This window comes from Streptomyces sp. JLBJ103, assembly GCF_058215575.1.
This window is the reverse complement of sequence record NZ_CM177089.1, coordinates 3,711,361-3,723,633: the sequence shown is the minus strand read 5'-3', so window position 1 is coordinate 3,723,633 and position 12,273 is coordinate 3,711,361. Positions and strand designations below refer to the sequence as shown.

The window sequence follows — 12,273 nt, the reverse complement described above, 5'->3', positions numbered from 1 at the left end:
CTCGAATATGTCCCGTCACCGCACCCAACGAGCACCAGTGCGAAGAGGTCACGCATGCGACACAAGAACTCCCGTTCCCTCCCACCACTTCGAAGGCTCGTCGCACGGTCGTCGATACTCACCCGCGCACACCAAAACGCACCCAAGTGTCTTCAATGAACAGCAGCTGCCAACCCCTGTGCGGCGACCCGGGACGGGGGCGCCGGGTCGCCGCGAGGGGAGCGGCGGGGGACCGGCGGGGAATCGCCGAGCGCCGCGTCCGGCGGTGGATCAGAGGGGGCCGGTTCGACGACGGAATACCCCCGGATCCCCCACCCTACGCCGAAGTGTGTGCAATGACCATCAGTAGCCCGAGGCAATGAAGGTAATTCCGTCAATGGGGCAGTGGATGTGTTGGACTTCCGCACATGCGAGGCTCTGGCTCCGAATCGTTGGACTTATGCGATCGGACGGATGACTTTTCCCTCGCAGCTGCGTCACTATGATGGCCGGATGCACATGTACCGGATCGGCGAGGCGGCGGCCCTGCTGGGTGTCAGCGCTGACACTCTGCGGCGTTGGGTCGACAGCGGGCGGCTGGCGGCGGAGCGGGATGAGCAGGGGCGGCGGATGGTGCCGGGGCCCGCGCTCGCCGCGTTCGCGCGGGAGGTCGCCCGGGGCGCGGAGCGGGAGAACCCCGGCTCCTCGGCCCGCAATCGCTTCGCCGGGATCGTCACCGAAGTGATCCTCGGCGATGTGTCCGCCCAAGTGGAGATCCAGGCGGGGCCGTTCCGGGTGGTCTCCATGATCAGCCGGGAGTCGGCGGAGGAGTTGAAGCTGGAGCCGGGCGTTCCCGCGGTGGCTGTGATCAAGTCGACCAATGTGGTCGTGGAAAGACCGTGAACCCGCGTGCCATGGCCGGACGGTGACGTCCGCGCCCGGTGCGGCAGAGAGGGAGAGACCCTGTGACCACCCGTTCCGCATCCCGTCGTGCCCTGCGCGTGGTCGGCGGCCTCGCCGTGGCGGCCCTGACGCTCAGCGCCTGTTCCTCGGACGACTCCGATGACAGCTCGAAGAATACGGACTCCGGCTCCTCTTCCAAGAAGCTGTCCGGCACGGTGACGGTCTTCGCGGCGGCCTCCCTGAAGGAGAGCTTCCAAGCGCTCGGCAAGAGCTTCGAGAAGGAACACCCCGGCACCAAGGTGACGTTCAACTTCGGTGGCAGCGACGCCCTCGCGGCGAGCATCACCTCCGGCGCGCCCGCCGATGTGTTCGCCGCCGCGAGCCCGAAGACGATGAAGATCGTCACCGATCACCAGGACGCCAAGGGCACTCCGGCCACCTTCGTCCGCAACCAGCTGGAGATCGCGACTCTTCCGGGCAACCCGGAGAAGATCAAGAGCCTGAAGGACCTCACTCGGTCCGGGACGAAGGTGGCGCTGTGCGCCAAGGAGGTGCCGTGCGGCGCCGCCGCGCAGAAGGCACTGGACGCCGCCCACCTCAAGCTCACCCCCGTCTCCTACGAGCAGGACGTCAAAGGCGCCCTGACCAAGGTGGAGTTGAAGGAGGTGGACGCCTCCGTGGTCTACAAGACCGATGTGAAGGCCGCGGGCGGCAAGGTGGCCGGGGTGGAGTTCCCGGAGTCGGCGAAGGCGATCAACGACTACCCGATCGTGCTGCTGAAGAACGCGCCGAACGCCAGGACGGCCGGTGCCTTCATCGACCTGGTGAAGTCCGCGCAGGGCCAGAAGGCGCTGGGCGAGGCGGGCTTCCTCAAGCCGTGACCGCCACGGGAACCACCGGTGAGGCCGCCGAGCGGCTCAGCGCCGGGCCGCGGCCCCGGCGTACGGTCCGCCGTACCCGGGCCGGGGTCCCGGTGCCGCTGCTGCTGCCCGCGCTCGGCGGCCTCGTCTTCCTGGTGCTGCCGCTGGTGGCACTGCTGCTCCGGGCGCCCTGGCGCGATCTGCCCGAGCAGCTGACCAGCGCCGCGGTCTGGGAGGCGCTGCGTCTTTCGCTGATCACCGCCACCGCGGCGACCGCCGTGGCGCTGGTGCTCGGCGTTCCCCTGGCCTGGGTGCTGGCCCGCGTCCGCTTCCCCGGCCGGGGTCTGGTGCGCGCCCTGGTGACACTGCCGCTGGTGCTGCCGCCCGTCGTCGGCGGTGTGGCGCTGCTGCTGGCGCTGGGCCGCAACGGCGTCGTCGGCCGCTGGCTGGACTCCGCGTTCGGCGTCACCCTGCCGTTCACCACCACCGGGGTGGTGGTCGCCGAGGCGTTCGTGGCGATGCCGTTCCTCGTCATCAGCGTCGAGGGCACCCTGCGCGCCGCCGACCCCCGCTACGAGGAGGCCGCCACCACCCTCGGCGCTTCCCGCTTCACCGCCTTCCGGCGCGTCACCCTGCCGCTGATCGCGCCGGGCGTGGCCGCCGGTGCCGTCCTCGCCTGGGCGCGGGCGCTCGGCGAGTTCGGGGCCACCATCACCTTCGCGGGCAACTTCCCCGGCCGTACGCAGACGATGCCGCTGTCGGTCTATCTCGCGCTCCAGAGCGACCCGGCCGCGGCCATCGCGCTCAGCCTGGTGCTGCTCGCCGTCTCCATCGCCGTCCTGGCCGGGCTGCGCGACCGCTGGATGGCCGCCTCATGAGCACCCGGCCCGCCCGCACCCCGCCCGCCGCGGGGCGGACCACCGCCGAAGGGCTCGACGCCCATCTCGTCGTCGCCCGCGGCGACTTCCGGCTGGATCTGCGGCTGACCGCCGCCCCCGGTGAGGTGGTGGCCCTGCTCGGTCCCAACGGCGCGGGCAAGACCACCGCGCTGCGCGCCCTCGCCGGGCTCACCCCGCTCACCGCCGGAGCGCTGCGGCTGGACGGCCGGGCGCTGGAGGATCCGGAGCGGCGGATCGCCACCCCGCCCGAAGTCCGCCCGGTCGGTGTGGTCTTCCAGGACTATCTGCTCTTCCCGCATCTCACCGCACTCGACAACGTGGCCTTCGGCCCCCGCTGCCACGGTCTGTCCAAGGCCGAGGCCCGCGCCGAGGCCGCCGACTGGCTGGCCCGGATGGGCCTGGAGGCGCACACCGGCGCCAAGCCCCGCAGACTCTCCGGCGGCCAGGCCCAACGGGTCGCACTCGCCCGTGCGCTGGCCACCCGGCCCCGGCTGCTGCTCCTCGACGAACCGCTGGCCGCGCTGGACGCCCGGACCCGCCTCGGCATCCGCGCCCAGCTCCGCCGCCATCTCGCCGACTTCGAGGCGGTGGCGGTCCTGGTCACCCATGACCCGCTGGACGCCATGGTGCTCGCCGACCGGCTGGTGGTCGTCGAACACGGCCGCGTGGTGCAGGAGGGCACCCCGGCCGAGGTCTCCCGCCGTCCGCGTACCGACTACATCGCCAGCCTGGTCGGGCTCAACCTCTACCAGGGGCGGGCCGACGGCCACATCGTGACGCTGGACGGCGGTACGGCCATCACCACCACCGAGGACCTCACCGGACCGGTCTTCGTCGCCTTCCCGCCCTCGGCCGTCACCCTGCACCGCGACCGCCCCGACACCAGCGCGCGCAACGTCTGGCGGACCGAGGTCACCGGTCTGGAGTCGCACGGCGACCAGATCCGGGTGGAGCTCACCGGTGAACTGCCGCTGCTCGCCGATCTGACCACCGTGGCCGTCGCCGAACTCGGCCTCCAGCCGGGCCGTACCGTCTGGGCCACCCTCAAGGCGGCCCAGACCCACGCCTATCCGGCCTGAGCGCCTTCTCCGCACCCCACCACGTGATGGCGGAAGACCTGGCGGCGGGAGTGCGGGGAGACTTCGGTCGTCCGGGCGCCCGTCGCTCAGGACGGGATCGGGACGGCCCGGCCGCTGACGCGGACCCGGGTGTCGTCGGGCGCGACCTCGACGAGGAGGTCGCTCGGGCGGCCCATGTCCTCGCCCTGGCGGATCCGCACCCGCGTCTCCTCCGCGATCAGGCCCAGCGTGCGCAGATACCCGCCGAAGGCGGCGGCCGCGGCACCGGTGGCCGGGTCCTCGACCACCCCGCCCACCGGGAACGGATCGCGGGCGTGGAAGTCGAAACGGTCCGGGGCCTCCCGCCACACCAGATGCACAGTGGTCCAGCCGCGCCGGGTCATCAGCTCTTCCAGGGCGGCGAAGTCGTAGTCGAGAGCGGCCAGTCGCTCCCGGGTGGCGACGGCGAGGACGAGGTGGTCGTTGCCCGCGAAGGAGACGTGCGGGGGCAGCGCCGGGTCGAGGTCGGCCCGGGACCAGCCCAGGGCCGTCAGGGCTTCCTCCAGCTCGGTGTCCTCGGCGGGGCGGGACCGGGTGGGCACGCTGGTGAGGGTGGCGCGGGGCGGTCCGTCGCCGTCCGTCGCGGTGTGTACCCGGATCTCCCCCGAGGCCGTGTCGAAGACCAGCTCGCCGGGGCCGTCGCGCTCGGCGAGGGCCACGGACGTGGCCACGGTGGCGTGGCCGCAGAACGCCACCTCCGCGCGCGGGCTGAAGAACCGCAGCCGGTAGCGGCGCGCGGCCTCGTCCCGCTCGGTGAGGAACGCGGTCTCGGAGTAGCCGAGCCGGGCGGCGACAGCGGTCATCGCGGCGTCGTCGAGCGCGCGGGCGTCGAGGACCACCCCGGCGGGGTTGCCGCCCGCGGGGTCGGTGGTGAAGGCGGAGTAGCGCAGCACATCGGTGTCGTTCAGCGGTGCGGTCGTCATGGGAACCATGGTCGCGCCCCGCGCCCATCACGTCCAACGATTCCTTTCGCTGGCTGCCATCGAAAATCCCGATAGCCTGGATCCGTGGACACACGACTCCTGCGGACGTTCGCGGCCCTGGCGAGGACCGGGAGCTTCACCGCCACCGCCGCCGAACTCCATCTCGCCCAGTCCACCGTGACGGTCCAGATCCGCACGCTGGAGCGGGAGTTGGGCACCCGTCTCTTCGACCGGCTGCCCTCCGGAACCCTGCCGACCAGCACCGGCCGCCGGCTGCTCGAGGAGGCCGAGGACGTCCTCGAGGCCGAGGCCCGGCTGCGGGCGGTGGCCGCGGCCGGGAGCGACGGCGCAGCGGACGGCGCGGTGGAGGGCCGGGTCGCCCTGGGCGCGGGCGAGTCCCTGTGCGCGTCCCGGCTCCCCGGTGTCATCGCCGCACTGCGCCGCGGCCACCCCGGGATCGACCTCGAACTCCACGCGGTGGGCACCGACGCGGCCGTGGCGGGGCTGCGCTCGGGGCGGCTCGACCTGGTTCTGCTGCTGGAGCCGGAGGTGACCGACCCCGAGCTCACCGCCCGTGAGATCACCCGCGAACCCCTGGTCTGTCTGGCCGCCCCGGATCATCCGCTGGCCGGGCGCGAGGTGGGCTGGGAGGAACTGGCCGGCGAGCCGGCCGGGGAGCGCTTCTTCCTCCATGAGCAGGGGTGTTCCTACAGCGATCAGCTCGTCCGCACCCTGATGGCGCTGCCCGGCCCGGCGCCCCGGATCACCCGCTTCGGCAGTATCGAGGCCGCGCGCTCCTGTGTGGCCGCCGGTCTCGGGCTGACCCTCCTGCCCCGCGCCACGGTCGAACGGCATCTCGCCGAGGGCGCGTTGGCCGAGGTCCACACACCCGTCGTACCGCCGGTCCCGGTACAGCTCACCCGGCACCGCCGCCGCTGGACCAGCCCGGCGGCACGGGCGGTGGCGGAGGAGCTGACGCGGCTGCTGGCGGGCTGAGCGCTTAAGCCGGCGCGACGGCCCCACCGACCGGGCCCGACCCACCGGGTCCCGACCGACCAGGCCCGACGACCAGTCCTGAGCCACCGAGTCCGGTCTCAGGCCGCGGACGCCAGCAGCGCCGTCATCTCCTTCCTGGCGCGGGCCACTCGGGAGCGCACGGTGCCGATGGGGCAGCCGGTCGCCTCGGCGGCGTCCGCGTACGGCAGCCCCAGCAACTGCGTCAGCAGGAACATCTCGCGCCGCGCCGGGTCGAGTTCCGCCAGCAGATCGAGCAGCACCACCCCTTCGTCGAAGCCGGGGAGCCCCACCGGCTGGGCCCGTTCGGCCACGTCCTGCCAGTTGTCGGTGTCGAGCAGCCGCGGGCGGGCGGCGGCCATGCGGTGGCGGTCGACGACCACGCGGCGGGCGATCGACAGCAGCCAGGTACGGGCGGACGAGCGCCCGGCGAACGTCGGCAGTCCGGTCAGCGCTCTCAAGTACGTCTCCTGGGTGAGGTCGTCGGCGGCGTGCGGATCGGCGCCGAGCCCGATCACGAAGCGGCGCACATCGTGGCGGGTGGCGCGGACGAACCGCTCCACGGCGTCGGGGTCACCGTCGCGGGCGGCCAGGGCCCAGGCGGTGACCCGCTGGTTGTGGTCCTCGACGGTGTCGACGGCGTCGGTCAGGGCAGCGGGCATCGTCAAACGTCCTTCCGGTGGCGGTGGACGGTCCACGGGCAGGCGCGTGGCGCAGGCGAGGGCATGCGGGGGCGCCGCCCGGCTCCCAGGAGCCGGGCGCGAACGCGCCGACGGCAGCCGGGAGGGGCACGGAGCCCGCGGTACCGGGGCATCGATCCGGCGCCGGGACGGGCGCCGGTACTCCGCCCCTCAACGGTGCTCCGGAGACTCAACGGCGCTCCGGGAGAAGGGCGGTCAGTAGCAGAGGAGCGGATGCCCCGGTGGCCCTCTGCGGCGGATCACCTGCCACAGCAGCGCGTCCCGCAACCGGCGTGCGGCGGTGGGCCGGGAGGGCCGCACGGGCGGTTCTGCCGCCCCCGCGCCCAGCATCCGCAGGGCGATGCGCAGCGGTACGAACACGGCGGCCGCGAGTGCCCGGACCAGCCGGAACGCGGCGGTCTCACCGCGCCACAGCCACACTCCGCTGATGAGCGTGGCGAGCAGATGGGCGAGGGCCATACCGGCGCCGCCGTGCCAGGGCCAGTCCAGCCCCAGCGGCCCCGCCGAGCCCGCCGAGCCCGCCGAGCCCATCGCGCCCATCGGGTCCGCGCCGTGGTGCATGGGCGCGGGCATCGGCGGGGAGTGGTGCATGCCTCCGTGAGCGGGGGCCGCGCCCACCGTCTCCGAGAGCAGGAACAGGATGTGCAGCCCGTATTGGGCGACCACCGTCGAACCGGTCACGGCCAGCGCCCCGCGCTCCCGTCCGGCGGGCCACCACGCGACCGCGGTCGTCCCGGCGAACGCGCAGACCACCGACCACACCGGCAGTGTGCCGCCGGACATCAGCGTATGTCCGAGGGCCGTGACCACCACGCACACCGCCGCGAACACGGCGGCTCGCGCGAGGCGGAGGATCGACCCGGTGGCCATGGCCGTCATCGTGCCAGCGGCCACCGCGGAGGTCAGGAGCCACCGGCGAATCTTCGTCACCGCATGACAAACGCGAGCGGTGGCGCGGGGCCCGGTGGGGCCCCGCCCGTCACTTCTCGTCGTCGGACGCGGCGTCGGCCGTGGCGTCGGAAGCGGTGTCCGGCTTGGCGTCGTCGAAGTAGGCGTCCAGCACCGCGTCGAGCTCTTCGGTCCACGTCTTCAGCAGACCGCGGGACGACGGCTGGACCTCGGCCTCGTACCAGCGGCGGTTGGTGGCGTAGACGGTGACGGAAAGCCGCTTCTTGAACCGGGGGGTGTCGACCTCGACCGCGCCGATCTCGTCCCAGCCGAACTGGCACTCCTCGCCGTCCATGCGGAGGGTGACCCCGGCGCGGCGCGCGACGATGCCACCGCGGTGGTCGGACGCCTCGAAGACCGGCCCGTCGCCGTCGTCCTCCTCGGCGTCCTCGGCCTCGTCCTCCGCCGCGTCGTCCTCGGCATCCGTATCCGCGTCCGCGTCCGCGTCGGCGTCGTCAGCGTCGGTGGCCTCCTCGCCCTCGGCGTCCGTCTCGGTGTCCTCCTCGACGACGTCCTCGGATGGCCGCTCGGCCGTGTCCTTCGGGTCTTCCTCCTCCCCGTCGGCAGGGCGCGGGGACGTGAGTCCGGGGATGTACCCCGGGTCGGTCCCGGCGGCGGTGTGCATGGGCGGGATGATCGGTCCTGTGCTCTGCTCCACGGCGGGCAGTATTCCCGATGAACCTGTGCGGGCGACAGGCCGTTCCCCCGCCGTTCGCCGTTCCGCCGTCCGTCGGCCCCCATCGGACACCGTTCAACCGGAGGGAACGTGGCGGTACGACGGGTCCTGGTCCGGGCGTACCGGCCCCTCCTCGCGCGCGAAGAAATGGCTGAACTCCACGGCCTCCTCGAACCGTACGGCCCACAGCGGCGTCCGCCCGGGCGGCGTCTCCGGGCCGAGGGTGTAGGCGGTGTCCGTCGTGCCGTCCACGGGGCCACTGGAGTCCACCGAGGCGAAGCTCCAGTCCTCCTCGCCGGGTGCCCAGACGCCGCTGGTCAGCCACTCCTCCCGGAGGGCAAGACGGCCGGGGGCCGGGCAGTGCCACCGGAACCGGGTCACGCTCAGCTCCCCACTGACACTGGCGAAGACGCTCCAGCCCCGCCCCTCGGGCAGGAACCCCAGTTCGCTGGATTCCATCGCGCCGTAGTCGAAGGGCGCGCTGTTCCAGCGGCCCACCAGTCCCTCGTCCCCGTGCATGCCACAACCCTTCGCGTTCCCCGCGTGTCTCACTGTGCGACACACAGGGGAAAGGACACATATGCCGAGACACATCCTGCCGCTCGGTGGCGTGGTGGCCGTGGTGACGGGAGTCGCTCTCGCCGCCACCTCCTCGTACGCCACCGCATCGGCCACCGCCACGAAGGCCCCCGCCGCCCCGGCCGCCGGGAGGGCCACCCCCGCCGACATGGACGGCGACGGGTACGACGACCTCGCCACCGGTGCGTCCGGCGCGGCCGTCAAGGGCCACGCCAAGGCCGGATATGTGGCGCTGACCTTCGGCTCCGCCTCCGGGATCAAGGTGTCGCGCCACCAGGGGCTCACCCAGTCCCACGCCGGTGTGCCCGGAACGCCGGAGGCCGGGGACCGGTTCGGCTCGGCGCTGGCGATGGGCGACGTGGACGGCGACGGCCACGCCGATCTGATCGTCGGGGCGAGCGGTGAGGCCATCGGGGCGGTGAAGGGCGCCGGTTCGGTGACGATCGTCTTCGGCTCCTCGACCGGGCTGTCCGACAAGGCCATCGCCTACCACTCGCCGACCGTCACCGCGGGGCAGGGCTTCGGCGGACGGCTGGCCGTGGGGGACTTCAACCACGACGGTCTCCAGGACGTGGCCACCGTCGACGGCGCCAAGGTGGCCGTGGTCAACGGGGCGAAGAACCTGCGCTCCACCCCGTCACCGGCCGTCAAGCGGATCACCCCGCCCGGCGGCGGCGCGGGCACCCAGGGCATCGCCAGTGGTGACATCAACGGCGACGGCTACGCCGACCTGGCCACCGTCGCGTATTTCGACGACCCGGCCGACGAGGGCACCCTCGGTGTGCTGCCCGGCTCCCGCGCCGGTCTGTCGAGCACCCCGCTGGGCCGCAACGTCGGTCTGCCGTTCGCGGGTTACCGCGCGGTGGTCGGGGATGTGAACGGCGACGGCAAGGACGACGTGGTCATCGACACCGGCTTCGAGGACGGGCCCGACGACTACAAGCTGCGCACCTTCCCCGGCACCGCGAGCGGGTTGGACGCGGCCGGTGCCGTGGCCTGGTCCGGTGCGCAGCAGGGCGGCACCGCGGCGAAGCTGGCCGACATCGACGGCGACGGCTGCGAGGACCTGCTGATCGGCGACCCCGGGGCGGTGGACAGCGACGGCTTCCAGAACGCCGGTGCCCTGACCGTGCTGCGCGGCAGCAAGAGCTGGCTGACCGCCGAGGGCGCCCAGACCCTCTCCCTGGACACCAAGGGCGTGGTCGGTGTCGCCGAGACCGGCGATCTGTTCGGCTCCACGCTCGCCCCCGCCGACTACAACGGCGACGGGAAGGCCGATCTCGCCACCGGGGCACGTGGCAAGTGGCAGGGCACGGGTGCGGTGAGCATGACCTACGGCAGCGACAGCGGGCTGACCGGCCAGGGCTCCATCCTGTTCGGCCCCGGTTCGTTCGGCTACGCCACGGACAAGGCGGGCTTCGGCTCGGCCCTCTCCACACCCCCGTCCCCCTGACGGACCGCCTGAGGGACCGCGTACTGACTTTTGTCATCGCGAGGTGGTGACGGGCGGTTCTGCCCCCGACCCGTCACCACCCGACAGGATCGGTACATCGGGAAGGAAGCACACGGCATCACCACCAGGGGGCGGATATGACCGGCACCGGCACCATCACCGAGCAGCAGGAACGGACGGACGGCCTTGCGGACATCAAGCCGCTGCCGGTGTGGTTCTTCGCCTTCGAAGGCGTCGGCGGCGCCGCCTACGACCTGTGCCAGGTGTGGGACGTGGCCTGGGTGGCCATCGCCGTGCTCGGGCTGGTCAACCTGGTGGTGGGGCTCACGGTGCTGCGCCGCAGGATCAAGCTGGTGCGGGCCATGCTGAAGGGCTCACGCACCCGGAAGATCGCCTTCGGTCTGATCGGTCTGCGGCTGGGGCTGCATGTGGTCCTGGGCGCGCTCGGCACCCAGGCCTCGGTGGCGGGGCATCTGGCCCTCGCCGCCACGATGTGCGCGCTCACGGTGGCCCTGCTCTACATCGACCAGCGGATCACGTTCAAGGTGCTGGGCCTGCGCCCCGCGCCCGCCGCCTGAACCGCGCCCGCGGCCTGAACCGCTCACGCGCTCAACCGATGCCCCGGCGGACGTCCCCTGTCCGCCGGGGCATCGGAGTCGTTCGGCACCGGCACGCGGCTCAGCCGCACCTGCTGCCGTCGTTGATGCAGCGCACCGCCTTCGCCATCAGCCGCGACGACATCACATTGATGAAGTCACCGTGGTCCGTGACCGGTTTGTGCAGCTGCTCGGGGAAGCTGTCGACGGCGAACACCGAACCGGGCGCGACCTTGTAGGTGATCCGCTGGACCAGCTGCGGAATCGCCTGGAACCCCTGCGGACATGAGCCGTCGCCCTGGGCGAACGCCACATGGGAGCGGTGGTTGGCGCTGTCGATGTTCTTCCCGTCCCAGCAGCTCTGGAAGTTGAACGTACGCACCACATTGCTGCCGCTCGGGCACAGCGGGTACTTGTCCTTCAGCTGCCGGTTCTCGAATCCGGTGCAGCTCCATGAGGCGTTGGCGTTGGCCGTGCCGTTGGTGAACGACTTGGCGTCACCGGTGATGATGCGCAGGAACTTCGGCATCGCAGTGACCTTGGAGACGGGGCTGCCGCGGAAGCTGAGCTTCACCGAGGCGGGCTGGAGGATGCGCCCGACGTTGGCGTCCTTTCCTCCTCCGTCCGCGTTCACGTCCTTCTCATTGCTGCCGTCGCGCAGCCGCAGGACCGGCCAGTAGTGGGTCGAGCGGTCGCCGTTGGTGCAGGTGGTCCCGGCGGTGGCGAGATCCTGGTCGCTGGAGAACGCGTCGGTCGCGAGGTTGCCGACGTAGTCGTGCATATGGTGCGCGCCGTTGCTCACCCCGGGGGCCACGATCACGTTGTCCGGGTTGAAGTGCTTGTTCTCGTTGCGGCCGCAGCGCGTGATGAAGGTGCCCCTGGACGCGTCGCCGTTCAGGGCCGGCTTGCTGACGTTGGGCCGCACACTGCGGATGTCCACGAAGTCGGCCTTCTGCGGCCCGCTCTGCGGCGGCTGTTGCTGCTGGCCGTCCGCGGCCGGAGTGGCACCAGCCGGAGTGGCACCAGCCGGGGCGGGGGTGGCACCGGCGGCCTCGGCGGTGGCTGCGGAGTCCCGCTGCACCGTGCACGACGCCAGTGAGGACAGCCCGTGCGGCCGGGACGCGACCTTGTCGATCGTCGCGGTGATGCGGATGATCGCGGAGCGGCGCTGTGTCGACAGCGGTTCGAGCACCCGCGTCTTCACCCAGTCGTCGTCCGCACCGGCTCCCCGTGCGGCCAGCCGCTGGTACGCCGTGGCGACCTGGCTGTCCATCCGCGCCAGCTCGTCGTCGACCGTGGGTTGCGCCTGCTCCGGCACCCGCGTCAAACGGATCGAGATGTCCGGGCACTTGATGGTCAGCGTCTCCCGCGCGGACGCCTGCTGTTCGCCGGACTGCCCGGCCGAGGCGTCGTTGTCGGTCATCAGAAGGGCACCAGCCCCGACACCCATCGCGGCCACACCGGCGACGGTCATGACGAGCAGTCGAGACCGTCTGTGCTTCTTTTTATTCACATGTCCACCCTTCATGGATGTGGTCGTCGGAGATACGCCAACCGCGGCGAAAGTTCTCAATGCCCGCCGAAAGTTCTCCATGACGCACGTATCCGGCCCGGACCTCGCACA

13 protein-coding genes are annotated in these 12,273 nt (G+C 72.1%); 7 read left to right on the top strand and 6 right to left on the bottom strand.

What is annotated here, in order from left to right:
- Positions 1-492 precede the first annotated feature (492 nt).
- From AC4BEG_RS16265 to AC4BEG_RS16250, 4 genes are all read left to right on the top strand, one after another.
- Positions 493-882: a TOBE domain-containing protein gene (locus AC4BEG_RS16265; RefSeq protein WP_201871972.1), complete on the top strand. Its 390-nt coding sequence runs from the start codon at positions 493-495 to the stop codon at positions 880-882.
- A 62-nt stretch (positions 883-944) separates the two neighbouring features.
- Positions 945-1,763 carry a molybdate ABC transporter substrate-binding protein gene (gene modA, locus AC4BEG_RS16260; protein ID WP_490706587.1) on the top strand — a complete coding sequence of 273 codons (819 nt, stop codon included), beginning with the start codon at positions 945-947 and terminating at the stop codon, positions 1,761-1,763.
- On the top strand, positions 1,760-2,620 hold the full coding sequence (locus tag AC4BEG_RS16255; RefSeq protein ID WP_490706586.1) for an ABC transporter permease: 861 nt from the start codon (positions 1,760-1,762) through the stop codon (positions 2,618-2,620). Before modA ends, AC4BEG_RS16255 begins: the two co-directional genes overlap by 4 nt.
- On the top strand, positions 2,617-3,720 hold the full coding sequence (locus AC4BEG_RS16250) for an ABC transporter ATP-binding protein (RefSeq protein ID WP_490706585.1): 1,104 nt from the start codon (positions 2,617-2,619) through the stop codon (positions 3,718-3,720). The genes AC4BEG_RS16255 and AC4BEG_RS16250 overlap by 4 nt, the downstream gene beginning before the upstream one ends.
- A gap of 86 nt (positions 3,721-3,806) precedes the next feature.
- Here AC4BEG_RS16250 and AC4BEG_RS16245 read toward each other — a convergent pair whose 3' ends face one another.
- On the bottom strand, positions 3,807-4,691 hold the full coding sequence (locus tag AC4BEG_RS16245; RefSeq protein ID WP_490706584.1) for a PhzF family phenazine biosynthesis protein: 885 nt from the start codon (positions 4,689-4,691) through the stop codon (positions 3,807-3,809).
- Between the two features lie 75 nt (positions 4,692-4,766).
- Here AC4BEG_RS16245 and AC4BEG_RS16240 point away from each other — a divergent pair, with 75 nt between their 5' ends.
- Positions 4,767-5,678, top strand: a complete 912-nt coding sequence (locus AC4BEG_RS16240) for a LysR family transcriptional regulator (protein WP_490706583.1) — start codon at positions 4,767-4,769, stop codon at positions 5,676-5,678.
- Positions 5,679-5,776: 98 nt separating this feature from the next.
- On the opposite strand, the gene AC4BEG_RS16235 is transcribed toward AC4BEG_RS16240, so the two are convergent.
- From AC4BEG_RS16235 to AC4BEG_RS16220, 4 genes are all read right to left on the bottom strand, one after another.
- A complete protein-coding gene (locus tag AC4BEG_RS16235; protein ID WP_490706582.1) occupies positions 5,777-6,358 on the bottom strand; it encodes a sigma-70 family RNA polymerase sigma factor in 582 nt (193 codons plus the stop codon).
- 234 nt (positions 6,359-6,592) lie between these two features.
- On the bottom strand, positions 6,593-7,267 hold the full coding sequence (locus AC4BEG_RS16230) for a hypothetical protein (RefSeq protein ID WP_490706581.1): 675 nt from the start codon (positions 7,265-7,267) through the stop codon (positions 6,593-6,595).
- A 109-nt stretch (positions 7,268-7,376) separates the two neighbouring features.
- A complete protein-coding gene (locus AC4BEG_RS16225; RefSeq protein WP_490706580.1) occupies positions 7,377-8,003 on the bottom strand; it encodes a hypothetical protein in 627 nt (208 codons plus the stop codon).
- A gap of 93 nt (positions 8,004-8,096) precedes the next feature.
- The gene (locus AC4BEG_RS16220) at positions 8,097-8,540 is read right to left on the bottom strand and encodes a hypothetical protein (RefSeq protein WP_490706579.1); all 444 of its coding nucleotides are present in this window, start codon (positions 8,538-8,540) and stop codon (positions 8,097-8,099) included.
- Between the two features lie 61 nt (positions 8,541-8,601).
- On the opposite strand from AC4BEG_RS16220, the gene AC4BEG_RS16215 reads away from it, so the two are divergent.
- The gene (locus AC4BEG_RS16215) at positions 8,602-10,053 is read left to right on the top strand and encodes an FG-GAP-like repeat-containing protein (RefSeq protein ID WP_490706578.1); all 1,452 of its coding nucleotides are present in this window, start codon (positions 8,602-8,604) and stop codon (positions 10,051-10,053) included.
- Positions 10,054-10,190: 137 nt separating this feature from the next.
- A complete protein-coding gene (locus AC4BEG_RS16210; protein ID WP_490706577.1) occupies positions 10,191-10,631 on the top strand; it encodes a hypothetical protein in 441 nt (146 codons plus the stop codon).
- Positions 10,632-10,731: 100 nt separating this feature from the next.
- Here the strand turns inward: AC4BEG_RS16210 and AC4BEG_RS16205 are convergent, their stop codons facing one another.
- Positions 10,732-12,123, bottom strand: coding sequence for a DUF1996 domain-containing protein (locus tag AC4BEG_RS16205; protein ID WP_490706576.1), 1,392 nt, complete (start codon positions 12,121-12,123; stop codon positions 10,732-10,734).
- Between the last annotated feature and the right edge of the window lie 150 nt (positions 12,124-12,273).

Bases quoted from the DNA above. Each gene is read 5' to 3' on its own strand.
- AC4BEG_RS16265 (WP_201871972.1), top strand. From the start codon at position 493: ATGCACATGTACCGGATCGGCGAGGCGGCGGCCCTGCTGGGTGTCAGC.
- AC4BEG_RS16250 (WP_490706585.1), top strand. From the start codon at position 2,617: ATGAGCACCCGGCCCGCCCGCACCCCGCCCGCCGCGGGGCGGACCACC.
- AC4BEG_RS16245 (WP_490706584.1), bottom strand. From the start codon at position 4,691: ATGGTTCCCATGACGACCGCACCGCTGAACGACACCGATGTGCTGCGC.
- AC4BEG_RS16235 (WP_490706582.1), bottom strand. From the start codon at position 6,358: ATGCCCGCTGCCCTGACCGACGCCGTCGACACCGTCGAGGACCACAAC.
- AC4BEG_RS16230 (WP_490706581.1), bottom strand. From the start codon at position 7,267: ATGGCCACCGGGTCGATCCTCCGCCTCGCGCGAGCCGCCGTGTTCGCG.
- AC4BEG_RS16220 (WP_490706579.1), bottom strand. From the start codon at position 8,540: ATGCACGGGGACGAGGGACTGGTGGGCCGCTGGAACAGCGCGCCCTTC.
- AC4BEG_RS16215 (WP_490706578.1), top strand. From the start codon at position 8,602: ATGCCGAGACACATCCTGCCGCTCGGTGGCGTGGTGGCCGTGGTGACG.
- AC4BEG_RS16210 (WP_490706577.1), top strand. From the start codon at position 10,191: ATGACCGGCACCGGCACCATCACCGAGCAGCAGGAACGGACGGACGGC.
- AC4BEG_RS16205 (WP_490706576.1), bottom strand. From the start codon at position 12,123: ATGACCGTCGCCGGTGTGGCCGCGATGGGTGTCGGGGCTGGTGCCCTT.